The 22,282-nt window shown below is 63.9% G+C and carries 18 protein-coding genes; 3 read left to right on the forward strand and 15 right to left on the reverse strand.

Going from position 1 to position 22,282, the window contains the following annotated elements; translation table 11 throughout:
• Nucleotides 1–41 precede the first annotated feature (41 nt).
• The 5 genes from AC1D0N_RS10185 to AC1D0N_RS10205 form a co-directional block, all read right to left on the reverse strand.
• Nucleotides 42–1,706: an ABC transporter substrate-binding protein gene (locus tag AC1D0N_RS10185; protein WP_477243381.1), complete on the reverse strand. Its 1,665-nt coding sequence runs from the start codon at nt 1,704–1,706 to the stop codon at nt 42–44.
• Nucleotides 1,707–1,974: 268 nt separating this feature from the next.
• Nucleotides 1,975–3,159, reverse strand: a complete 1,185-nt coding sequence (locus tag AC1D0N_RS10190; protein WP_477243383.1) for a mandelate racemase/muconate lactonizing enzyme family protein — start codon at nt 3,157–3,159, stop codon at nt 1,975–1,977.
• Between the two features lies 1 nt (nt 3,160).
• The gene (locus AC1D0N_RS10195) at nt 3,161–4,267 is read right to left on the reverse strand and encodes a mandelate racemase/muconate lactonizing enzyme family protein (RefSeq protein WP_477243385.1); all 1,107 of its coding nucleotides are present in this window, start codon (nt 4,265–4,267) and stop codon (nt 3,161–3,163) included.
• Between the two features lie 28 nt (nt 4,268–4,295).
• Nucleotides 4,296–4,988, reverse strand: a complete 693-nt coding sequence (locus tag AC1D0N_RS10200; protein WP_477243387.1) for a GntR family transcriptional regulator — start codon at nt 4,986–4,988, stop codon at nt 4,296–4,298.
• A 109-nt stretch (nt 4,989–5,097) separates the two neighbouring features.
• A complete protein-coding gene (locus AC1D0N_RS10205; RefSeq protein WP_477243389.1) occupies nt 5,098–5,886 on the reverse strand; it encodes a HalD/BesD family halogenase in 789 nt (262 codons plus the stop codon).
• A gap of 101 nt (nt 5,887–5,987) precedes the next feature.
• On the opposite strand from AC1D0N_RS10205, the gene AC1D0N_RS10210 reads away from it, so the two are divergent.
• The gene (locus AC1D0N_RS10210) at nt 5,988–6,926 is read left to right on the forward strand and encodes a LysR substrate-binding domain-containing protein (protein WP_477243390.1); all 939 of its coding nucleotides are present in this window, start codon (nt 5,988–5,990) and stop codon (nt 6,924–6,926) included.
• A gap of 9 nt (nt 6,927–6,935) precedes the next feature.
• On the opposite strand, the gene AC1D0N_RS10215 is transcribed toward AC1D0N_RS10210, so the two are convergent.
• The 3 genes from AC1D0N_RS10215 to AC1D0N_RS10225 are packed head-to-tail and all read right to left on the reverse strand — an operon-like array spanning nt 6,936 to nt 11,533.
• Nucleotides 6,936–8,090, reverse strand: coding sequence for an efflux RND transporter periplasmic adaptor subunit (locus tag AC1D0N_RS10215; protein ID WP_477243392.1), 1,155 nt, complete (start codon nt 8,088–8,090; stop codon nt 6,936–6,938).
• Between the two features lie 15 nt (nt 8,091–8,105).
• Nucleotides 8,106–11,282 (reverse strand): efflux RND transporter permease subunit, encoded by a 3,177-nt coding sequence (locus tag AC1D0N_RS10220; protein ID WP_477243394.1) that lies wholly within the window; start codon nt 11,280–11,282, stop codon nt 8,106–8,108.
• Nucleotides 11,276–11,533: a hypothetical protein gene (locus tag AC1D0N_RS10225; protein ID WP_477243395.1), complete on the reverse strand. Its 258-nt coding sequence runs from the start codon at nt 11,531–11,533 to the stop codon at nt 11,276–11,278. Before AC1D0N_RS10225 ends, AC1D0N_RS10220 begins: the two co-directional genes overlap by 7 nt.
• Nucleotides 11,534–11,780: 247 nt before the next feature.
• Here AC1D0N_RS10225 and AC1D0N_RS10230 point away from each other — a divergent pair, with 247 nt between their 5' ends.
• The gene (locus tag AC1D0N_RS10230) at nt 11,781–12,371 is read left to right on the forward strand and encodes a TetR/AcrR family transcriptional regulator (RefSeq protein ID WP_477243396.1); all 591 of its coding nucleotides are present in this window, start codon (nt 11,781–11,783) and stop codon (nt 12,369–12,371) included.
• 298 nt (nt 12,372–12,669) lie between these two features.
• Here AC1D0N_RS10230 and AC1D0N_RS10235 read toward each other — a convergent pair whose 3' ends face one another.
• From AC1D0N_RS10235 to AC1D0N_RS10265, 7 genes are all read right to left on the reverse strand, one after another.
• Nucleotides 12,670–13,692 carry a LacI family DNA-binding transcriptional regulator gene (locus AC1D0N_RS10235; protein ID WP_477244008.1) on the reverse strand — a complete coding sequence of 341 codons (1,023 nt, stop codon included), beginning with the start codon at nt 13,690–13,692 and terminating at the stop codon, nt 12,670–12,672.
• A 150-nt stretch (nt 13,693–13,842) separates the two neighbouring features.
• On the reverse strand, nt 13,843–14,637 hold the full coding sequence (locus AC1D0N_RS10240; RefSeq protein WP_477243398.1) for an ATP-binding cassette domain-containing protein: 795 nt from the start codon (nt 14,635–14,637) through the stop codon (nt 13,843–13,845).
• 3 nt (nt 14,638–14,640) lie between these two features.
• On the reverse strand, nt 14,641–15,627 hold the full coding sequence (locus AC1D0N_RS10245) for an ABC transporter permease (RefSeq protein WP_477243399.1): 987 nt from the start codon (nt 15,625–15,627) through the stop codon (nt 14,641–14,643).
• A 118-nt stretch (nt 15,628–15,745) separates the two neighbouring features.
• On the reverse strand, nt 15,746–16,678 hold the full coding sequence (locus AC1D0N_RS10250) for a substrate-binding domain-containing protein (protein WP_477243401.1): 933 nt from the start codon (nt 16,676–16,678) through the stop codon (nt 15,746–15,748).
• Nucleotides 16,679–16,911: 233 nt separating this feature from the next.
• A complete protein-coding gene (locus AC1D0N_RS10255; protein WP_477243403.1) occupies nt 16,912–17,946 on the reverse strand; it encodes an ABC transporter permease in 1,035 nt (344 codons plus the stop codon).
• On the reverse strand, nt 17,943–19,487 hold the full coding sequence (locus tag AC1D0N_RS10260) for a sugar ABC transporter ATP-binding protein (protein ID WP_477243404.1): 1,545 nt from the start codon (nt 19,485–19,487) through the stop codon (nt 17,943–17,945). Before AC1D0N_RS10260 ends, AC1D0N_RS10255 begins: the two co-directional genes overlap by 4 nt.
• 104 nt (nt 19,488–19,591) lie before the next feature.
• The gene (locus AC1D0N_RS10265; protein ID WP_477243406.1) at nt 19,592–20,749 is read right to left on the reverse strand and encodes a fumarylacetoacetate hydrolase family protein; all 1,158 of its coding nucleotides are present in this window, start codon (nt 20,747–20,749) and stop codon (nt 19,592–19,594) included.
• A gap of 244 nt (nt 20,750–20,993) precedes the next feature.
• Between AC1D0N_RS10265 and AC1D0N_RS10270 the strand changes: the two genes are divergently transcribed.
• Entirely contained in the window at nt 20,994–22,271 is a 1,278-nt protein-coding gene (locus AC1D0N_RS10270) for an NAD(P)/FAD-dependent oxidoreductase (RefSeq protein WP_477243408.1), read from the forward strand.
• Nucleotides 22,272–22,282: the final 11 nt, after the last annotated feature.

The following is a 22,282-nucleotide window of genomic DNA, read 5'->3' on the forward strand; positions in this document are numbered from 1 at the left end:
CCCCAACGCCGGGCTGGCAGTTCCGGCTTCCCTCTTTCCGTTCAGGCCTTCGATGCTCCGCTGAGGAAGAGCTGCGACATGGCCGTCGGCTGCACGCCGGCGACGCCTTTTAGTGTCGCCGTCAGATAGTCGTAGAAATAGCCGAACAGGACGGGTGTTTCCTCAAGCAGCAGGGTCTGGATCTTGCCGGCGTCCGCCTTTTGCGCTTCGAGATCAAGGGCTGCGATGTAGCTGGTCGCCAGCGTATCGTAGTCTTTGTTCTTGAAGTGCGCCGCATTCCAGGTGCCGTCGCTCTTCAGCGGCGCGGCCAGGAACACGTTCGGCACGCCACGGTGACCATAGTCGGTGATACCCATCACCGAATCCAGCCAGTTCGATTTGCCGAACACCGCATCGCCATAATAAGCGCCCTGGTCGAGGATGTTGAGTTCGAGCTCGATGCCGATCTCCTTGACCCAATTCTGGATCAGCTGGGCGTATTCGGGGATTTCCAGATAGCGCTCGGTGGTCAGCGTCACCTTGAAGCCAGCACCTGCTCCCGCTGCTTCCATCAATTGCTTGGCCTGGGCGATATCCTGCTTGCGCTGCGGCACGCTCGGATCGGTCGAGGGGTAGGCGGAGGCGAACGGGCTGTCGTTGCCGGCCACGCCCCGGCCCTTCATCAGGCCGGCCACCAGCTTGTCGCGGTCGAGGCAGAGCGCGATGGCGCGGCGCACGCGCGGATCCTTGAACGGATCGGAATCGCAGCGCATGTGCACCTGCTGATGCGCCACCGATTTCAGGCTGATGATGTCGATGTTCGGATCGCTGAGCAGGCCGACGCCGGCCAGCACCGGCAGCTGGTTGATGATGTCGACCTGACCGCCCTGCAGCGCCAGGATCATTGGCTGCGTGTCGGCGAAGAAGGTGAACTCGGTGCGATCGGGCAGCGCCTTCTCGCCCCAGTACCCATCATTACGGACGAACGACGCGCCGACCTTCGGCGTGTATTTCTCGAGCTTGAACGGCCCGGTGCCGTCGAAGCTCTTTTCGTAGTCGCCCTTGTAGCTCGCCGGCAGGATCACGGCGTTGTAGTTGTCGGACGACAGCATGTAGGGGAAGTTGCCGTTCGGCGCATCGAGATGGAATTCCACCGTATAGTCGTCGACCTTCTTGGTCGCGCCCTTCTGCAGGATACCGCTGAACACCGACAGCGCATTGGACGAGTTCGCCGGATCGGCGAGCCGGTCGATGCTGGCCACCACGTCGTCGGCTTTCATCTCGCCGCCTGAGTGGAATTTCACGCCCTTGCGCAGCGTGAAGGTCCACACCGTGCCGGTGTCGTTCGGCTTCCAGCTTTCGGCGAGCGACGGCTGCAGCACCAGGTCCGGGCCGTCGACGCAGAGGAATTCGGCGACCTGCTGCAGCACCACCAAGCCGCCGGCATCGGCGATGGTCACCGGGTCGATCGCCGCGGCGGGCACGCTGCTGGCGACGCGGATGGTGGCGCCGGCTGCGCCCGCGGCACGGGCCAGCGACGGCATGGCGCCGAAGCCGGCGGCAGCGCCGATGCGGCCGAGCAGCGGCAGCGACAGGCCGAGCAGGCTGCCGTGGCGGATGAAATCGCGGCGGCTGACCCGGCCATCGACCAGTCCGTCGATCAGGTGGTTTTCGAGCGGCGAGCGGCTGCGCCGGATGAAGTCGAGAATGCGATAATTGATGCTCATGGGTTTAACCCTTTCCCCTGTGTTTTTTGTAACTACGAACGCTCTTTGTGATTGACGAGTACCGTGGATGTTCTCCGTATCCCGGGCGTCAATGAGGTCTGCTGACCGGGACTGTAGCATGCGATCTTTGCTGGTCCATCCGGTCCTTAGCGAGGAGAGACCGGATTTGCTTAAGGCACTGCTTCCACCCGTTCCGTCCTGCATTCCGGTCGAAATCCGGCAGCAGGCTTCTGTTTTCTGGTGTCCGTCTTCTCTGTGTTTCCTCCTCCTAGTTCAGCGGCAGGCGGCGATAGGTCCCGGGCTTCACCGGATCGTGATATTTGTTGCAGGATCCGTTCTCGGCAAAGTCGCGGTGGCAGGCGGCGAGGTTTGCGCGCGACAGGGTGACGCCGAGGCCGTGTCCCTCGGGCACTCGCACGACATTGTTCCTCGGCGAGAACGGCCCTTCCTCGATGACGTCCATCGGCAGCATGCGAAACAGCGACTGGTTCGGCTCCCTAATCCAGCCAAGTGCTGCGCACAGATGCAGATAGGCGGCGCTGCCAATGCCGCTGTCGCCGCTGTAGCACCAGTAGTCGATGCCGGAATGCTCGCAGGCGCCGACGAAGCGCAGCATGCGGCCGATGCCGCCATGCACGGTCGGGTTGCCGACGAAGGCGTCCGGCACATTGGCTTCCATGGCGCGCGCAATATCGATGTTGTGGGTCGAAAACGGGATCGAGCAATGGCGGCGCAGTTCGCGCATCTCCTCGATGGTCGCCACCGGGTCTTCCCAGTTGCGCACGCCGAGCTCTTCCAGCGGCCGCGCCAGCCGACGCGCTGTCGCCAGCGAATAGGCCTGGTTGGAATCGATGCGGATCATCGCCTCGTCGCCGAGTTTCCTGCGGATCAGTTCGACCATTTTCAGCGAGATTTTCGGGTCCTGCGTCGAGAACTTGCCTTCGAAGAAGGTGGTTCCGTGCGCCTCATGCATCTCGACGCAATAATCAGCGACCGCTTCCGGTGTCGTCTCGCCTTTGACCTTCGGTCCGTCACCGCGCAGCGAGAAATAATCGGTGAACGGGATGTCCTTGCGCACCGCGCCGCCGAGCAGCTGGTAGAGCGGCTGCTTCCACGCCTTGCCGCGCAGGTCCCAGAGCGCCATCTCGATGGCGCCGAAGGCCATGATACGGCTGCGGTCGTTGATCGACTGCACACCGGTCCAGTAGGGCAGGCAGACTTCTTCGGCGCCGGCGATGTCGAAGGCGTCGCGGCCGACAAGCCGCGCCGCCAGCACATCATTGATGATCGCTGCCGCCGCCGGTGTCGGCGCTTCGCCGAGGCCGATCAGCCCGTCCTCGGTTTCGACCTCGACGATGGTCGGCGAGAAGCCGTCGAGCTCGCCGAACACCCAGGCGTAGGGTGCTTCGAGCCGCAGGTTGATCGGGGTGGCATGGATGCGGCGGATTTTCATCTCAGCCGCCAATTTCGAAGAAGGGCTTGCCGAGCAGGTCAGGCAAGACATCGATGCCGAGGCCCGGACCGTCCGGAATGCCCATGCGGCTGCCGGTGACCGGCGGCTTGTTGGAGGCGGTGCGCACCGTCACCCATTCGTGGAAGGCGATGGCGTGCAGCCGGCGTTCCTCCGGCGTCGACAGCGACAGATGCGCCATGGCGGCAGTGTCGATCTCGGCGCCGCCGGTATCCTCCACCGTGATCATGAAGCCGAGGTCGACGGCAACGTCGCGGATCTGCCGCGTCTTGCTGACGCCGCCGAGCCGCGAGATCTTCAGCGTCAGCCCATCGGCCGCGCCCAGGCGATGTATTTCCAGCATCGCCTCGAGCGACGTCACGGATTCGTCGAGCACCATCGGCTTGTCGAGCATGCGGCGCACCGACATGTTCTCGTCAATCGTGGTGCAGGGCTGCTCGAACGTGTAGTCGATGGCGCGCGTCGCATCGGCGAACTGGCGCGCCTGGTAGGGCGTCCATCCGGCATTGGCGTCGCAGAAGATGACGGTGCCTTTCGGCACCGAAGCGGCGACCGCGCTGACGCGCTCGATGTCGTCATGGACGTTGCCGCCGACCTTGACCTGCAGCCGGTGAAAGCCCTGAGCGACGATGCGCTTGGCGAGGGCCGCCATGGCGTCGACGCTGCCATGGGTGACGACCTTGTAGAGCTCCGCCGTCTCGCTCTCGCGTCCGCCGAGCAGCGTGACCAGCGGCACGTCGGCGGCACGTGCCGCGAGATCCCAGCAGGCCATGTCGAGCGCCGACTTGATGTAGGGATGGCCCTTGAACACCGTGTCCATCAGCCGGCCGATGCTGGCCAGTCCGCGCGGATCCTGGCCGATGAGATGCGGCGCGGTTTCCACGACGCCCGCGCGCGTGCCGGCAGGGAAGGCGGCGGAATAAAAATTGCCCAGCGGCGCCATCTCGCCCCAGCCGGTGACGCCGCTGTCGGAGGTTATGGCGACAATCACCGCGTCGAAGGCGTCGGCCTCGCGCCCCTTGGACATGCGGTAGGGCCCGTCCACGAAGGGCTGCACGACATGGTAGGCTTTTATGGTTTTAATCCGCACGTGTCTGTCCGTTGTCTACGATGGCTGGTCAGGCGCCCCTTGAGGGGCGCTGTTCGAGGCTGCGTGCATAGGAAAGCAGCTGTTCGTAATCGAGGTGGATATGCTCGCGGGCATGGCGCTGGGCAGCACGCATGTCCGTGCCCTTCAGCAAGCGCACATAGGTCTCGTGCACATCTTCGGCCGGCACCGGCTCGTTGCGCGCATGCTGGTGGAGGGCAAAATACATCTGAAGCCGACTGGTCAGCCGCTGCCAGGTTTCCAGAAGCACCGAATTTTCGGCCCATTCATAGATCAGGCTATGCAGTTGCAGCGCCGTTTCGATCTGCCTTGTGGTGTCGAGGTTGCGGGTCGCCTGCTTCACCGCTTCGTGGCGCCGGTCAAGCTCATCGAAGAAACGCTGGTCGCGCTGTGGCCATGTCCGTTCGATGGCGAACTCGTCCAGCACCTGGTTGAGCGAATACGCATCATCGATGTCCTTGGCGGTGACATCGATGACGAAGGTGCCGGCATAGGGGATGCTGGTCAGGATGCCTTCCTGCACCAGCTCGCGCATTGCCTCGCGCAGGGGCGCGCGGCTGACGCGCATCTGTTCGGAAATCCTGAGCTCATTGAGCTTCTGGCCTGGTTGCAGTTGGCCGGTCAGGATCGCGCGTCGCAGCAGCGCCACGATTTCGGCGCGTCGCGTCGTGTCGGCAATCGGGCTGAAATCCGTCGTCACCATCCGGCCCACTCCAGCGAGAACAGAAGGTAAGACAATCAGATTGTCGACAATCTAACAAGAGGTCATTTTTGGATTCTTTTCGTTCGGTGGCATGCCGGCCTCTTTGGCCTCAAGCCGCCCGGCCGTAGAAGCCGACCCGCTCCTCGTTGCTGAACATCACACCCGGCTTCTCGTAGTAGGAGAACACCGCGATCATCCGCTCGCGTTCGCCCTCAACGGTGGTGACGCGATGCGCGGTGTTCTTGCCGCGGAAGACATTCAGCGTGCCCGCCTTCATGCGAAGGATTTTTGCCTCGGGGTCGCGGCCTTCGAGCAGTTTCGCCACGCCGTCATAGTTGGGATTGTCGTCGGAACGGAGGTCGGTGCGGTATTCGAGATCGCCGCCGCCCTCGGCCGCCTGCAACAGCAGCGTGGTGGTGAATTCCGAACGGTCGAAATGCCAGTTCAGCGCCTCGCCGGCGCGGTAGCCCATCACATTGGTGCGCGCCAGCGGATCCTCCATCACATGCAGCTTCGTCTTGCCCATCGCCGCTGCCAGGAAGCGCAGCAGCGGTTCGTACTCGTAGATGGCCAGCACGACGCTGCCGGGGATCTGGTCGGCGCACACCGTATGGCTGACCGTCTCGACCTTGCGCAGCGCCGGATGGTCGGGCGCAAGCTCCGGAAGGTCAGGCTTGAAGTAGATGTTGTGCTTGCGCTTGTGCACGTGCGAGTGCGTGTCCATCACCGGCTGGATTTCCCAGACCGCCTTTTCGGCGACGCCGGGCCGCAGAAAACCTTCGAGATTGAACATGCCGTCGGCTGCCAGCGCCGCTCTGGAGGTTTCCAAAAGGTGTTTCCATTCGGCGCTGCCTTCACGGTCGAGCGGGTAGCGGTCCAGGTCGAGAATGTCTTTCATGTCTCTTGCTCCAAGGCTGAGACCGCAGAAGACGGCAAAAAAATCTTTCTCTCAACGCGGAAAATTATTAGGGTTGCGAAAGAAAAACCTATGGTGACAAGGTGGAACGATTGCCGCCCCTCAATGCGATCAAGACCTTCGAGGTGGCGGCGCGCGCCGGCAGCTTCACGCTCGCGGCCACCGAACTCGGTGTTTCCTCCGCCGCGGTCAGCCAGCAGATCCGCAATCTCGAGAACTGGTTCGGCAAGCAGCTGTTCGTGCGCACCGGCAACCGCATCGCGTTGACCGATGCCGGCCACGCCATCTATCCGCAGACCGCGCGCGCCTTGGGCGACATCGCCGCGATCGGCCAGCGCATGCTGGAAGGGACTTTGAGAACCCGCCTTGTCGTCAGCGTGCCGTTTTCGCTGGCCGAACTGTGGCTGGCGCCGCGGCTGGCCGTGCTGCTCGAAGCCTTTCCGCATATGGCGATTGACGTCCGCGTCGAGGATGACCCGGTCGATATTGCGCGCCAGAACATTGACCTGCGCATCTCCTATGGCGACTATCACTATCCCGGCTTGAAACTCGTCCGTCTCGTCCATGACGACGTGCTGCCGGTCTGCGCGCCGGAATTCTGGCGTCGGCATGGCAGCGGCGCGCCCGACCTGACCGAGCTGCACGAGAGCCTGTTCATCCACACCAACTGGGGCCCGAACTATGCCACGCATCCGAGCTGGGCCGACTGGTTCGCTGCCTCGGGAGGCAGCCGTTCGCCCGATCCTTCGCATGGACGGCGCGTCGGCCTGTCCAGCCTGGCGATATCAGCTGCAAGGCTGGGTCTGGGCATAGCCCTTGGCCAGCGGGTCATGGCCCGCGCCGATCTGGAATCCGGGCGCCTCATCGCGCTCTCATCCGTGTCGGTGCGTCTCGGCCATCCCTATTGCGCCTTCATGCCTGCGGCCAAAGCCGAACGCGCCGATGTCGCCGGCCTCGTCGCACTCCTCAACAAAAAGGCGCCCTCGGTGTGGGAACCGAGGGCGCCACACGACCTTGTCTGATGGGGGTTATCAGCTGGCCGGTTTCTCCTGGGGCAATGGCGAGATCGGCATTCCGGGTCCGATCTTCTGCAGATTGCCTGTGATCACCTGGTCGCCTTCGGCCACGCCGCTGAGGATAGCCACCAGATCGCCGTTGATCGGGCCGAGCGAAACGATGCGCTGGTCGACCGTGTTGCCCTTGCCGACGACGTAGAGATATTTGCCGAGCTGACTCGAGCCCAGCGCCGTCTGCGGCACCATCAGCGCATCGGGCTGCTGCTTGATGTGCAGCCTGACCCGGACATATTGGCCGGGCAGCAGCGTGAACTTGCCGTTGCCGATCGTTGCCCGCGCCGTGATGGTGCCGGTCGAGGGATCGATCGTGTTGTCGATGAAGGTAAGTTCGCCCTTCTGGCGCGCTTCGGTGTCGCCGGGCAGCAGGATGTCGACGTCGATCGGTCCCGCGGCGCGAGCTTCCTCGATCTGCGCCAGATCGGTTTCGCTGGGATTGAAGGTGACGTAGATCGGGTCGAGCTGCACCAGCGTGTTGAGCACGGTGCCGGCGACACTGACCAGCGTGCCGACGGAGGCCTGGTTGCGACCGATGCGGCCGGCGAACGGCGCCTTGATTTCGGCGTAGCTCAAATTGAGCTCTGCCGTCCGCACGGCGGCCTTGTTGACGGCCAGCGACGCCTCGGCCTCGCGCAAGGTGCTGGTGCGCTGGTCGAACGCGTCCTTGGCGATGTAGCCGCTCTTGGCGAGCTCGCTGCCGCGGCCGAGATTGGAGCGGGCATAGTCAAGCGTTGCCGTGTCACGCTGCACCTGCGCGTTGGCCTGGTCGAGAGCAGCCTGGAAATCCTGCGGGGCGATCCGGTAGAGCAGGTCGCCTTGCTTGACGTCGACACCGTCGGCAGCAGCCTGCTCCTGCAAATAGCCCGGCACGCGCGCCTGCAGCGTGATGCTGCGGATCGGCTCGGTGCGCGCGGCATAGTCGAGATAGATCGGGATCGTCTTCTTGACGACGCTGACCACCGGCACCGGCATGACAAACGCGGCCGGAGCCGGCGTCGCTGCTGCCGTACCGGCATTGAGGCTGAGATTGCCCATGTCGAGCCAGTGAACGCTCGCCACCGAGATCGCCCCCAGGGCGACCGCCGCACCCAACGCGATTTTCCATTTACGCATGATCAGTCTCCAATCCTATTCGGCCGCTTGCGCCAAGGGCGCGTAGACGGGTTCGGCAGTTGGTTCAGTTGGTTCGGAAACGGCTTCGCCGTTGCTGCGGCGCTCGCGCAGCTGTTCGATCACCGCGTAGAAGACCGGCACGAACACCAGCGACAGGATGGTCGCCGCGACCATGCCGCCAAAGACGGTGGTGCCGATCGACTGACGGCTTGCGGCACCTGCGCCGGTGGCAAACATCAGCGGCAGCACGCCGAGGATGAAGGCAAAGGCGGTCATCAGGATCGGCCGCAACCGCAGCCGTGCCGCTTCCATCGCGGCGTCGACGATGCTCAAGCCTTCCTCGCGTCGGCGCCGCGCAAACTCGACGATCAGAATGGCGTTCTTGGCCGCCAGCCCGATCAGCATGACGAAGCCGATCTGCGAGTACACGTCGATCTGCATGCCACGTACCCACAGCACCGCGAAGGCGCCGAACAGGGCCAGCGGCACCGCCAGCAGCACCATGAACGGCATCGCCCAACTCTCATACTGCGCGGCGAGGATCAGGAAGACGAAGACGATGGCGAGGCCGAACACGACGGATGCAATCGATCCCGCCTTGAGCTCCTGATAGGTGATGCCGGTCCACTCGTAGCCGAAATCCCTCGGCAGGGCCGTCGCCGCGGCGCGTTCCATGGCCGCCACCGCCTGGCCAGAGGAGAAGCCGGGTGCGGCTCCGCCGTTGATCAGCGCCGATGCATTGTTGTTGTAGTGCGGGACGGTCTCCGGACCGACGATCGGCACCAGCTTGCCCAGCGTGCTGAGCGGCACCATGCCTCCGGAAGCGTTGCGCACGTAGAGCCGCGAAATGTCGGCCGCACCGGCGCGCGCATCCTTGTCGGCCTGCATCGTCACCCGGAAGGTGCGGCCGAACAGGCTGAAGTCGTTGACGTAGAGCGAGCCGAGATAGATCTGCAGCGTGTTGAACACATCCGGCAGGTTGAGGCCGAGCAGCTTGGCCTTATTGCGGTCGAGCTCGTAGTTGAACTGCGGCGTCGAGGTCGAGAACGACGAGAACAGCTGTTGCGGGTTGAGCTCGGGCTGCTTGCGCGCTTCGGCAAGCACCGCCTGCGTTGCATCGTTGAGCGCAATGGCGCCACGGCCGGTCAGGTCCTCGACCTGGAATTCGAAGCCGCCGGTGGTGCCGATGCCGGGGATCGACGGTGGATCGAAGCTCAGCGCAAAGGCTTCCGGTATCTGCAGCAGCTTGTTGCGCACCTCGGCGACGAGCTTCGAGGCGCTCTGGTCCGGTCCGCGTTCATCCCATGGCTTGAGGATGGCGAACTCGACCGCCGAGTTCGATTGCGCGGCGCTGGTCAGGAAGTTCAGGCCTGAGATCGAGCCGACGATATCGACGCCGGGCGTCGACTGCAGGATGTCGCGCGCCTTCTTCGCCACCGCGTCGGTGCGCTCCAGTGCGGCACCATCGGGCAACTGGATGACGACGAAGAAGTAGCCCTGGTCCTCGACCGGAAGGAAAGTCGAGGGCAGGCGCTGCCAGACGAAATAGGTGGCGACCAGTCCGGCCGCAAACAGGCCGAGCATGATCCAGCGCAGACGGATGAGGATGCGCACGCCATGCGCATAGGCATGCGACAGCCGGTCGAAGCCTGTGTTGAACCAGCGGAACGGGGCGAACCGCGTCTCGCCGCGATGGCGCAGGAAGGCGGCGCTGAGCGCCGGGCTGAGCGTCAGCGAGTTGAAGGCGGAAATGCCGACGGAGATCGCCACTGTTAAAGCAAACTGATTGTAGAGGCGCCCGGAAACGCCGGGAATGAAGGCGACCGGCACGAACACGGCCATCAGCACGGCGGTGGTGGCGATGATCGGGCCGGTGACTTCGGCCATCGCCGCCTTTGTCGCGGCCAGCGGCTTGAGGCCGGCCTCGAGTTGTCGTTCGACGTTTTCGACCACGACGATGGCGTCGTCGACGACGAGGCCGATGGCCAGCACCATGCCGAGCAGGCTGAGCATGTTGAGTGAGAAGCCGAGCATCTCCATGACCACCAGCGTCGCGATCAGCGACACCGGGATGGCAATGGTCGGGATGATCGTGGTGCGCCAGCTTTGCAGGAAGATGAACACCACGGCGACAACCAGGATCAGCGCTTCGCCGAGCGTGATCAGCACGTCATGCATAGAGGCCGAGACGAAGCGCGTTGTGTCATAGTGCATGGCGTAGCTGACGCCCTTGGGGAAGCGGCCTGACAGCTCCTGCATCTTGTCCTTGACGCGCTGCTGCAGATCGAGCGCGTTGGAACCAGGCATCTGGTAGACGGCGAGCACCACCGTCGGATCCTTGCCGAAGAAGGCCGACGACGAATATTGCAGCGCGCCGAGTTCGATGCGGGCGACGTCGCGCAGCCGTACCAGCGAGCCGGAAGCCGCATTGGCGCGCACGATGATGTCGCCGAATTCCTTCGGGTCGCTCAACCGGCCGACGGCGTTGACTTGCATTTCGAAGGCGGTGCCGGCCGGAGCCGGCGACTGGCCGATCTTGCCGGCCGCCACCTGGACGTTCTGCTCGGCGATGGCGTTCTGCACGTCGACGGCGGTGATGCCGAGATTGGCGAGCTTGTCAGGGTCGAGCCAGACGCGCATTGAATAGCGCCGCTCGCCGAAGATCTGCACGTCGCCGACGCCGGGCAGGCGCTTCAGCGGATCGACGACCTGCAGATAGGCGAGGTTGCTCAGCGCCACCGGATCGACGGAGCCGTCCGGCGATGTCAGGTCGACGATCAGCACGAAGTTCGGGTTCTGCTTCTTGATCGTCACGCCGCCCTGGTTGACGATCGCCGGCAGCGAGGACGCCGCCTGCGACACCCGGTTCTGGACGTCGACGGCGGCAGTGCTGAGCGAATAGCCGACGTCGAAGGTGATGGTGATCGTCGACGAGCCGTCATTGGAGCTCGACGACGACATATAGGTCATGCCCTGGACGCCGTTGATCTGCTGTTCGAGCGGCGTCGTGACGGTGTCGGCGACGACTTGCGCACTGGCGCCGGGATAATGGGCGCTGACCACGACCTGGGGCGGGGTGATGTCGGGAAACTGCGAGACCGGCAGCAGGAAATAGCAAATCGTCCCGGCGAGCACCATGATGATGGCGATCGCCGAGGCGAAGATCGGACGGTGGATGAAGAAGTTCACCATGAGACGCACGCCTCGCCAAATGCCTTCGCTTCACCAAACGCTCTGGCAACCTTGGACAGTCGCCGGCTGCGCCCCGAACCCGGGTCCGCCAGAAAACCCGACGGCGCCTTGCGGCTCAGGCCCTGCTCATCGGCCAGGGACCGCAGCATCGTTTCGAACGACTGCGGGTCGACACGGTCCGCCTTCATCACCAGCCGGATCATCGGATCCCGGATGGCTTCATCGATCGTCAGATCCTTGCGCTGCAACATTGGAGCGGCTCCTTGGCTGGCGATTCGCATCGGATGATCGCGAACCGTTTTTGTCGTTCTCACCGGCCAAAGCCGCATGACTTGCAGTTTTCCTGCCCTATTTCGTCTCGGCAGGGCCCTGCGGCGATACTGTCGTTGACGAGAGGCAATATGGGTGTTACCAGTAAGTAACATTCATGACGTTACAGACCGGTAACACCCTAGTCAAGAGGCGTACCGGATTTTTAGGGAGACAAGGAGACTTTCGATGGTAGACGGCACTTCGGAACGCGTGCGCCCCCGGGATCGAATCCTGGAGACGGCGCAAGACATGTTTCACAAGCATGGCATCAAGGGCGTCGGCGTCGACGCCATCACCGAAGCCGCCGGCACCAACAAGATGACGTTGTACCGTCATTTCGAATCCAAGGACGATCTGATCATCGAATGCCTGCGCGCCACCGCGTGCAAGGCCGGCGCGATGTGGGATGCATTTGAGGCTCAGCACCCCGGCGACAAGCTTGCGCAGCTGCACGCCTGGGTCAGCAAGGCCGCCGATATGCTCAGGGCTGATGGCCGCGGTTGCGACATGGCCAATGCCGCCGTCGAGTTGAGCGAGACCGACCATCCGGCAAGACGCGTGATCAAGGAGCTCAAGGAAGCCCAGCGCGATCGCCTTGTGACGCTGTGCCGGGATGCCGGCATCGGTCAGGCGGAACTGCTCGCCGATACATTGTCGCTGTTGCTTGAAGGCGCGCGCGTCAGCCAGCAAAGCGTCGGCGCCGAAGGCCCCAGCGCGCAGTTCGTGCGCATGGCGGAAGGGCTCATCGCCTCTTTCAGGGGCGCCGCGGCAAGGTAATTGCCGCCAAAGGCTCCGACTTTCCCGCCCTCTTGCCGCTGAAACTTCAGGCCAGAACGAAAAAAGCCCGCTGCCGGGAGGAGGTGGCAGCGGGCTCGATTTCGAATGAGACGCGGGAGGAGGTGCGCCGCATTCAGCGTCGGCATCGCATCTGGGAGGAGTAGATGGCCGACACCCGTATGATTACGGGCTGCTTAATGATTCGGCAACCATAAAAGTTGCATAGCAGCTGTGCAGATTTGCGGCATCTGCCCCGATATGTCGTACAAATCCGCAAAAAGCGGCCTTCGCCGCGAATTCACTGCACCGGCACGTTTTCCTTGAAGATCAGCCGTGGCTCGATGAATTTCTTGGTCAGATAGGGCGCCGATGAGGCGATTGAGCCGAGCAGGCGAATGACCGATTGCTCGGCGATCAGCCGCGCATTCTGGTCGATGACGACATCGAGCAGGTCGTCGACGAGGTAGCCGCGCGTTTCCCTGGTCAGATCGTGGCAGATGAACACCGGCTTCTTCTGCGGCTTGGCTTCGCGCAGCGCTTTCGCCACGCCCGAACGTCCGGCGCCGACGCAATAGATGCCGAGCAGTTCCGGCTCGTTGTGCAGCGCCTTCATCGTCGCGGTGTAGCTGCCCTCCGGCTCGTCGTTGATCTCGACCGCGCTGGTGATGGTCAGGTTGGGGAATTCCTCGTTCAGCACCGAACGAAAGCCCATTTCGCGCTCCTCGTGTCCGCGATAGGAGCGCGAGCCGACGACCATCGCCAGATGACCGGTACGCCCCGCCAGGAAGCGCCCCATCAACAATGCCGCGGTGCGCCCGGCCACCCGGTTGTCGATGCCGACATAGGCCGAGCGCGGTGCTGCTGGAACGTCAGACACCAGCGTGACGAGGCGTATGCCGGCGTCGACGATCTCGCGCAGTATGTTGCGGGTTCTCGGATGGTCCACAGCAATGACGCCGACGCCGTTCGCCCTGAGCGAGAGGTTTTCGACGGCCGCCTGCAATGCGCCGGGCGAGATGCCGGCGAGATTGTGGATGCGGCAGGAAGCGACAAGCGGCAGGCGCGCCGCATAGTCCTCGATGTGGCTGGCCAGGTCGATCATGAAGGCGTTGCTGCCGATCGGCAGGAAGAATTCGAGATGCGCCGGCCGCGACGGCAGCGTCACCTGGTCGACGACAGGCAGATAGCCGAGCTGCTTGGCCGCCTCCATCACCCGTTGCCGGTTGGCAGCGCTGGCGCCCGGACGATTGTTGAGCACCCGGTCGACGGTCGCCGTCGACAGGCCGCAGCTCCTGGCGATGTCCGAAACGGTGGCTTTCATGGTCACAGTCATAGAGCATGATCCCGAAAAGTGGGAACCGGTTTACTCGGACAAACGGGAACCGTTTTGTCCCAAAGATCATGCTCAACAAAGAGTTAGAGCTGATGCGATCCCGTGCCAGACAACGATGTAAGCAGCCGGGATGACTGCTCAGCCCGGCCGCTGCGTGCCTTCGACGACGGCGTCGTGGATCTCCTTGTCCGACATGCCAGTGATGATCCGTTCGACCTCGGCGACATTGGTCTTCTTCGGGTCGATGTCGTCGGCGACCACCTTGCCCCGGCGCATGACGACGATGCGGTCGACCACCTGAAAGACGTGATGGATGTTGTGGGCGATGAAGATGCAGGAATGACCGGAATCACGGGCGCTGCGCACGAAGCTCAGCACGCCTTGCGTCTCGGCGACGCCAAGATTGTTGGTCGGCTCGTCGAGGATGATGAGGTCGCTGTCGAAATGCATGGCGCGTGCGATCGCCACCGCCTGCCGCTCACCACCCGACAGCGAGCCGATCGGCGTCGTCGGCGGGATGTTTTTCGAGATGCCGACCTGCTTGAGCAGGTCGCGTGCGACCACGTTCATCGCCTCCTGGTCCATCCGGTTGAGGAAACGCGGCGGCTTGATCGGCTCGCGCCCGAGAAACAGATTGCGGGCGATCGACAATTGCGTGACCAACGCCGAATCCTGATAGATCGTCTCGATGCCATGGGCGATGGCGTCGCTGGTGCTGCGCAGGTTCACCTTCTTGCCGCGGATGAAAATGTCGCCGCTGGTCAGTGGCACCGCACCCGACAAAACCTTGATCAGCGTCGACTTGCCGGCGCCATTGTCGCCGAGCAGGCCAACAATCTCCCTTTCATTGACATGGAAATTGGCGTCCTCGAGCGCCTGTACGCGCCCGTAAGACTTGCGGATGTTTTCCATGCGGATAAGCGGTTCAGCCATGGTTCAAGTCCCTGCCTGATGCCGGCGTTCCAGCCATGAATGAAGCGCCATCATGCCGAGGATGATGGCGCCGATGAAGATGTTGTAGGCAAGGCCGGGGACGCCGATCAGCACGATGCCGTTGCGCATCACGCGCAGGATCAGGATACCGAGCACGGTGCCGATGATGGTGCCGCGTCCGCCGGTCAGCGCCGTGCCGCCGATCACCACCATGGCGATGACTTCGAGCTCGTAGCCGGTGCCGCTATTGGGGTTGGCCGCCGAGGTGCGCAGCGAAGAGATGACGCCGGCGAATGAGGCCATCAGTGACGACAGCACGAACAGGCCGATCTTGACGCCGCTGACATTGACGCCGCGCGCCCGCGCAGCACCTGGGTTGCCGCCCGCCGCCTGGATCCAGTTGCCGGTCCGGCTCTGCGTCAGCACATAGCCGAGCGCTATTGCTGCGGCGATGAACCAGAACAGCGACATGTAGATGCGGAACGGGCCGATGAAGAAATCACCGACCAGCGCCTCGGCCAGCCAGCTGCCCTCCGCGCTCCAGGTGCGCTGCGGAAATCCGTCGGTGACGAACAAAGCGGTGCCGCGCACCACCAGCAGCATGCCGAGCGTTACCAGGAAGGACGGGATCTTGAGCTGCGTCACGAACCAGCCATTGATCAGCCCGATGAAGGCGGCGACCAGCAAGGCAACGACGAAGCCGACCTCCAGCGAGGTGACGCCGCTGTTGAACAGCGTCCACATCAGCACCGGCGAGAAACCGAACAGCGATCCGACCGAGAGGTCGAATTCGCCCGATGTCATCAGCAATGTCATCGCCAGCGCAATCAGGCCGAGCTCAACGGTGAAGGCCAGTATGTTGGAGATGTTCTGCGGCGACAGGAAGTCATGATTGAACCCCCAGAACACGGCGAGCTCGATGACCAGCAGCACGAAAGGCCCGAATTCCGGCCTCGCGATCAGGCGTTGGATGAGGGAACGATTTTCCAATTGGGACCCGCGACACAGGATGGGAATTGGCTGAGACCTGCACATTGTGTGTGCAGCCCGGCGGATGGACAAGACAGCCGCGACCGCGGATACGGTCGCGACTGTTGCGTCTCGGATTTTACTTGCCGGACAGGATGTCGTCGTAGACCTGCGCGGTGTCCTTTTCGTAGAGCGCGCCGGTTATGACATTGAAGCCCGGAGGAATGCCGCCGGCGGCCATGGCGGCGAGCGAAAGCGCCACATAGCTGGTCGCTTGCGGGTCCTGCCACTGCCCGGCATTGACGTAGCCGTTCAGCACTTCTTGTGTGGTGTCGAGCGAGTTGCCCCAGCCGACGACCGGGACCTCGCCCGGCTTGATGCCGACCTGATCGAAGACCCGCTTGATCGAGCCGGTCACCAGATCGCCGAGGCCGATGATCGCCTTGACCTTGGCCTTGTTGGCGGTGAGGTAATCGACCATGCGGCTGATCACTTCGGCCTGGTCGAGCGTGGCTTCGGTGATTTCATAGGTGATGCCGAGCGGGCCGAAGACGCTCTTGATGCCTTCTTCTTCCTGAACGCCATAAGTGGCGCCCGGGACTTCAACCGGCATCCAGACGAAATCGCCTTTCTTCACCAGGCCCTTGTCGACCAGATATTGCGCCCAGTGCTTGCCGAAAGTGACGTTGTCGCCGCCGACATAGGCGTTGAAGTTCGCCTTCGGGTCGGGCGTGTTGAAATTGATGATCGGGATTTTCGCCGTCCGCGCTTCCTTGACGATCTCGACCAGGCTGCCCGGATCGGGGCTGGTGGTGACGATGCCGTCGGCCTTAGCGGAGATGGCGGCACGAACAGCTTCCTGCTGCGATGCCACGTCGCCATTGTGGAACGAGGTGTTGACGGTGTTGCCGGTGTCCTTCGCCCATTGCTTGGCGCCGGCGAGGAAGTAGGTCCACACCGGGTCAGCCGGGCCGCCATGCGAAATCCAGTAGAAGGTCTTGGCCTGCGCCGCTGCCGGAATGGCCAGCGCCACAATCAAGCCAAGCACAAGTAATCGTAGCCTCGTCAGCATTTGCTTTCCTCCCATGTTGAAATGGCCTCCGCATCCGGCGTTTGATCACGGCAAAGCCCTGATCGCATTCTCTTGCCAGCGCCGATCTGGAACGCAGCAGAGCATTCCCTTTTTCGACGGTTGGCAAGCCTCCATCGATCAGTGGAAGTCAACGCAATCGCCGGCGCCATCAGCGGTCCCATCAGATTGCATCAGTTTGGGTGATATTTGTGTGAGGTTGGCGGCGGCCGGCCTCAGCCGCGCGCGCCGTTCTGCCTGCGCTCAGCGCGCCAGCCGCGCCATGTCCTGCCCAGCCGGTCGACCGCCAGCGCCAGCACCAGCAGCGCGCCGACGGCGAAACTGGTCCATGTGGCATCGATGCCGAGCAGTGCGGCCCCGCTCAGCACCGCCTGGATGACCAGCATGCCGATGGCGGCGCCGATGACGCTGCCGTGGCCGCCCGACAGCCTCGTGCCGCCAAGCAGCGCTGCGGCGATTGCCAGCAGCGCAAAGCCATTGCCATCATTGGGCGAAATCGAGCCCTGCGCACCGAGATGGACGACGCCGGCGAGCCCCGCAACTGCGCCCATCAGCGCCAGCGCCGTCAGCCGGACCTTGCCGGTCGCGATGCCGGCATGGGCGGCGGCTTCCGGATTGCTGCCTGTCGCCTGTACCCGGTAGCCGAAGCGGGTCCGCTGCAGCACCACCTGCAACGCAAGCGCCAGCAGGACAAAGATCACGACCGTCGCCGGCACGATCCCGAAGGCCTTGCCGGAGAGCGTCGCAAAGAGGCTGCTGTCTCCCGCCGGCGGGGCAATCGCCTGTCCTTTGCCGAGCACCAGCGACAGCCCGTCGATCATCCACCAGGTGCCGAGCGTGACAATGAGGACCGGGACGCGCAGTGCCAGCGCGAGCAGCCCGTTGACGAGGCCGATGCCGGCGCCGAGCGCGACGCCGGCCACAGCGGACAACCAGGGATCGACGCCAGCCCGCATCAGCAGCGCGGCAAGCAGTGCCGTGATGTGGAACACGGCAGCCACCGACAGGTCTATCCCGCGAACGGCGAGCACGAACACCATGCCGATGGCGAGCAGGCCGGGCAGGGCGGCCTGCTCCAGCAGCGCGACGAGACTGGCGGGCTCCAGGAAGGGGCGGTGCAGCAGGCCGAGCAAACCGATGACCACGGCCAGCATAAGGACCACGCCCGTCGTCCCCGGCAGGCGAAAGCTTCGCCCTGGCTTGGGCACGGCCGACCCCGCCAGCCGCGGGACGGTGACGGTTTCGGTCATGCCGCATCCCTCCGGCCTGTGGTCGCCTGCTCGGCCGGCGCGGCTGTCTCGTCGCCGGTGATGAGCCTGCGAACGGCAACCGCATCCATATCCGCGCCCGCCACCTCGCCGGCAAGCCGGCCGCGATGGAAGGCAAGCACGCGGTCGCAAAGCCCAGCCAGTTCGGACATCTCGGTCGAGTGCATGAGCACGATGCAGCCGCTCGCCGCCATCTGGCGGATCAAGCCGTAGATCTCCTGCTTGCTGGAAATGTCGATGCCGCGCGCGGGATCGTCGAGCAACACCACCTGCGGGCCGATCTCCAGCCACCTGGCGACGGCCACCTTCTGCCGGCCGCCGGCCGACAGCGTGCCGGCAAGTTCATCGGGACCGCTGCGGACACGCAGTGCCTCGATCTGCCGCGCCGCGCGCTCGGTTGCCGCCGCCGGCGAATACCAGCGCCGCCCCCAGTCGCGCGCGCCGACAACCACGCTGGAGAGGTTGAAGGCGATGGATCTGTCGGGCATCAAGCCGTCGCCGCCCTGGTTCGAGATCAGGCAGATGCTACGGCGCGCCGCTTCCGTCCGGTTCTTAGGCAGGCCATCGCCATCCGGAAAACGCACCTTGCCCTTGCGCTCCTTGCGTTGCCCGAACAGCATGGCAAGCAGATCCGACACGCCGGAACCGGCGAGCCCGGCAAGGCCGACGATCTCGCCGGCACGGGCGCTGAAGTTGGCATCGGCAAGCCGGCCTCCGCTCAAGGCTGTCACTGTAAGCTGCGGCCGCAGCGTGCCGGCGATGGTCGACAATGAACGCAACGGCACCGGGAACAGCGCGTGGCGCAACCGGCCGATCATGGTTTCCTCGGATGCCGTCAGCTCCTGCCGCGCCTTCGACAGCACGTCGCGGCCGTTGCGCATCACCGTCAGTTCGTCGGCGAGGCCAAGCGCTTCCTCCAGCCGGTTCGACACAAAGAGCATGGTCATGCCCCTGGCCTTCAGCCCGTTGAGCACCGAAAACAGCCGCTCGCTCTGGCACCGGTCGAGCGTTTCGGTCGGCTCGTCGAGCAGGAGCAGCCTCGGATTCTCCAGAAGCGCCCGGGCGATGTTGACCAGTTGGCGTTCGGCCGCATCGAGTTCGCCGAGCGGAGCGCGGACGTCGGCGGAAAGGCCGAGCTGGCGAAGCAGGTCGAAGCTGCGCGCCGCCATCTCGCGGCGGGAAACAAGGCCGCTGCGCAGCGGCTCCCGGTTGACGAAGAGATTGGCCAGCACGGGGCGGTCGGGAAAGAGCGCCGACTGCTGCAGCACCACGCCGATGCCGTGCTTGCGCGCGGCATTCGGACTGTCGAGGGCCACCTTCCGGCCGTTTATCTCGATCGTGCCGCTGTCCGGCCTCAAGATGCCGGCCAGGAGCTTGACCAGGGTCGATTTGCCGGCGCCGCTTTCCCCGACAATGGCGTGGATGGTGCCGCGCCTGGCGGCAAGGCTCATGTCTTCGAGTACGATGGTGCCGCCAAAGCGTTTGGCGACGTTGCGTACCAAGACCAGCGGCGTATCTGACATATGAACGGCCCCCCGACCGCGCGGCGATCTTGGAGTGATTTGCGTCCGCAGTCACCGGGGTACAACATAAAATTGTGTTGATTGCCGCCGGTTCTTCGCCGCTGCTAGAGTAGGTCGGCCCGGGCGAGGTCGCGCATGAGATGGCTGGCGCCATACGTCCAGTGCGGGCAGTCTGGCGACAGCCGCACGCGGTTGACCAGCGCGCCGAATTTCTCCGACGAGATGGTGACGATGTCGCCGACCTTGTGGGTAAACCCCTTGCCCTTTTCGCCGCGATCCTTCGACGGCACGAACATGGTGCCGAGATAGAGCGCAAGGCCGTCCGGATATTGGTGATGCGGCCCCATGGCGGCGGCGACCAGTTCTTCCGGCGAGCGGCTGATCTCTGCCATCGAGCTTGCGCCCTCCAGCGAAAACCCGTCCTCACCCTCGACCTTCAGGCGCACGATTGCCTGCTTGACGTCGTCGATCGAGAAATTGTCGTCGAACAGCCGGATGAACGGTCCGAGCGAGGCCGAAGCGTTGTTGTCTTTGGCCTTGCCGAGCAACAGTGCAGAGCGCCCTTCGACATCGCGCAGATTGACGTCGTTGCCGATCGTGGCGCCGACGATCCTACCGCTGCTGGCGGCGATCATGGCGATCTCCGGCTCAGGGTTGTTCCAGGTGGAAACTGGATGCAGGCCGACATCGGCGCCGAAGCCGACCGACGCCATCGGCTGGCATTTGGTGAAGATCTCGGCATCCGGGCCGATGCCGACTTCCAGATATTGCGACCAGGCTCCGCGCGCGATGAGTTTGGCCTTGATCTCCATCGCTTCCGGCGAGCCGGGTTTCAGCTTCGACAGATCATGGCCGATCAGCCCGGCAATGTCGGCACGAATGGCATCTGCCTTCTCCGCCGAGCCGCGCGCCTGCTCCTCGATGACGCGTTCGAGCAGGCTGACGACGAAGGTGACGCCCGACGCCTTGACCGCCTGTAGGTCGACCGGGGAAAGCAGATACGGCTTTTTCGGATCGCGAACGGCCTGAAAACTGTTGGCGGCGGTCGCGTCGAGCGAACCGACCGGTCTGCCCTTGGCCGAGCGGACATGGCCGGCTGGATCCGGCAGCTCGCAAACGTCGCGTACAGTGGGTGCCGCGCTTGACGTGATGTCGAAGACCCTGCCGTCGCGCACCGTGACCACCAGCGGATGCGAGGCATCGCTGGCCCTGGCGCGGCCGACGAAAAGGCCCTCAGTCGGCAGCTGCGTCGGGTTCGTCATGGCTTGCAGTCCTCTGCGTGATGGAAAGGCGGCGGGGTCGGCGGCGGCACTTTCAACAAATTCCCGGCAAAGGTCTACCCGTCCTGGCGATCCAGACGCGCCCTGTTTTTCAGCCACATTTCGCTTCGCGGGCTGCCCATACGCAGCAATCTGTCGACCCCGGGGTGAATACCCTCTTTCAAAATAATGAAATCGTCACTAGGATTTTCATTTCGTGACATGCATTCCAGGTGATCCCTTGTCCATGCCGTTTTCCGATCCGATCTGGCAGAAGCCGCAAACTGCAGCCAAATTCCAGTCGTTTTTCCCTGGCGGCCAAACTGCCGATGTCGTCATTGTTGGCGGCGGCATTCAGGGCCTGTCGACGGCCTTGCATGCCGCCCGTCTCGGCATGTCCGTGCAGGTGTTGGACGCCGGCGACATCGGCCAGGGCGCGTCCGGCCTGAATGGCGGCCAGGTCATCCCTGGCCTCAAATACGATCCGGAATGGCTGCTGCAGAATTTTGGTCCCGAACGCGGTGAGGCGCTGGTCAACTTCGCAGCCTCGACGGCGGACGCCGTCTTCGATTTGATCCACGACGAGAAGCTGGCGGTGCCGTTCGTTCGCAACGGCTGGATCCAGGCGGCGCATACCGAGACGGCGCTGAAGGCCGCAGCCAACCGGGACCGGCAATGGCGGGCGCGGGGCGCCGATGTCCGGCTTTTGAGCCAGAGCGAGATCGCAGCTAAGACCGGCGCAAAGGGCTATCTCGGCGGCTGGCTCGACCGCCGCGCCGGTGTCATCGATCCGCTCGCCTATACCTCGGAACTGGCTCGGGCCGCCACGGCGGCGGGCGTGAAGATAGCCGAGCGCCAGAAGGTGGTGCGGCTTGGCAAGAATACCGGTGGTTGGCGCATCTCGACCGAAAACGGCACGGACTTGCAGGCCAAGGCGGTTGTCCTGGCGACCAACGCCTATACCGGCGGTCTGATCCCAGGCTTGGCTCAGACGATCGTTCCGCTGCATTCATTCCAGATCGCCACCGCGCCGCTGTCGTCCCATCTGGCGGCCACCATTCTGCCGGTAAGGCAAGCGGTGTCGGATTCGCGCCGCATCCTCGTCTACTATCGCAAGAGCGCCGATGGCCGGCTGGTGCTTGGCGGGCGCGGCCGCATGGCGCTGCCGACCAGCCCGGCCGACTGGGCGCATCTCGAGCGCGCCTTGCGGCGGCTCTATCCGGCATTGGCCGATGTCGCCATCGAGAAGCGGTGGTTCGGCCGGGTGGCGATGACGCCGGACCATCTTCCGCATATCCACGAGCCGGAGCCGGGCCTGTTGGCCGTGGTCGGCTGCCAGGGTCGTGGCCTCGGCCTGATGACCGCGCTTGGCGCGCGCCTTGCGGGCTACCTCCACAGTGGCGATGCCAGGCAGTTGCCGTTCCCGATCTCGCCGATCCGGCCGATCCCGTTCCACGCCTTCCGGCAGGTCGGCGTTGCCGCGACGATCGCCTGGTACCGCATGCTGGATGCGTTCGAGCGCTGATTTATCTTGAC

The organism is Mesorhizobium sp. P2_E10, from assembly GCF_056404235.1.

Excerpts from the sequence above, each read along its gene's own strand:
- AC1D0N_RS10240 (WP_477243398.1), bottom strand. The coding sequence starts at position 14,637 with ATGGCTGAACCGCTTATCCGCATGGAAAACATCCGCAAGTCTTACGGG.
- AC1D0N_RS10230 (WP_477243396.1), top strand. The coding sequence starts at position 11,781 with ATGGTAGACGGCACTTCGGAACGCGTGCGCCCCCGGGATCGAATCCTG.
- AC1D0N_RS10260 (WP_477243404.1), bottom strand. The coding sequence starts at position 19,487 with ATGTCAGATACGCCGCTGGTCTTGGTACGCAACGTCGCCAAACGCTTT.
- AC1D0N_RS10265 (WP_477243406.1), bottom strand. The coding sequence starts at position 20,749 with ATGACGAACCCGACGCAGCTGCCGACTGAGGGCCTTTTCGTCGGCCGC.
- AC1D0N_RS10220 (WP_477243394.1), bottom strand. The coding sequence starts at position 11,282 with ATGGTGAACTTCTTCATCCACCGTCCGATCTTCGCCTCGGCGATCGCC.
- AC1D0N_RS10200 (WP_477243387.1), bottom strand. The coding sequence starts at position 4,988 with ATGGTGACGACGGATTTCAGCCCGATTGCCGACACGACGCGACGCGCC.
- AC1D0N_RS10270 (WP_477243408.1), top strand. The coding sequence starts at position 20,994 with ATGCCGTTTTCCGATCCGATCTGGCAGAAGCCGCAAACTGCAGCCAAA.
- AC1D0N_RS10255 (WP_477243403.1), bottom strand. The coding sequence starts at position 17,946 with ATGACCGAAACCGTCACCGTCCCGCGGCTGGCGGGGTCGGCCGTGCCC.
- AC1D0N_RS10250 (WP_477243401.1), bottom strand. The coding sequence starts at position 16,678 with ATGCTGACGAGGCTACGATTACTTGTGCTTGGCTTGATTGTGGCGCTG.
- AC1D0N_RS10205 (WP_477243389.1), bottom strand. The coding sequence starts at position 5,886 with ATGAAAGACATTCTCGACCTGGACCGCTACCCGCTCGACCGTGAAGGC.
- AC1D0N_RS10225 (WP_477243395.1), bottom strand. The coding sequence starts at position 11,533 with ATGTTGCAGCGCAAGGATCTGACGATCGATGAAGCCATCCGGGATCCG.
- AC1D0N_RS10235 (WP_477244008.1), bottom strand. The coding sequence starts at position 13,692 with ATGAAAGCCACCGTTTCGGACATCGCCAGGAGCTGCGGCCTGTCGACG.
- AC1D0N_RS10215 (WP_477243392.1), bottom strand. The coding sequence starts at position 8,090 with ATGCGTAAATGGAAAATCGCGTTGGGTGCGGCGGTCGCCCTGGGGGCG.
- AC1D0N_RS10185 (WP_477243381.1), bottom strand. The coding sequence starts at position 1,706 with ATGAGCATCAATTATCGCATTCTCGACTTCATCCGGCGCAGCCGCTCG.
- AC1D0N_RS10190 (WP_477243383.1), bottom strand. The coding sequence starts at position 3,159 with ATGAAAATCCGCCGCATCCATGCCACCCCGATCAACCTGCGGCTCGAA.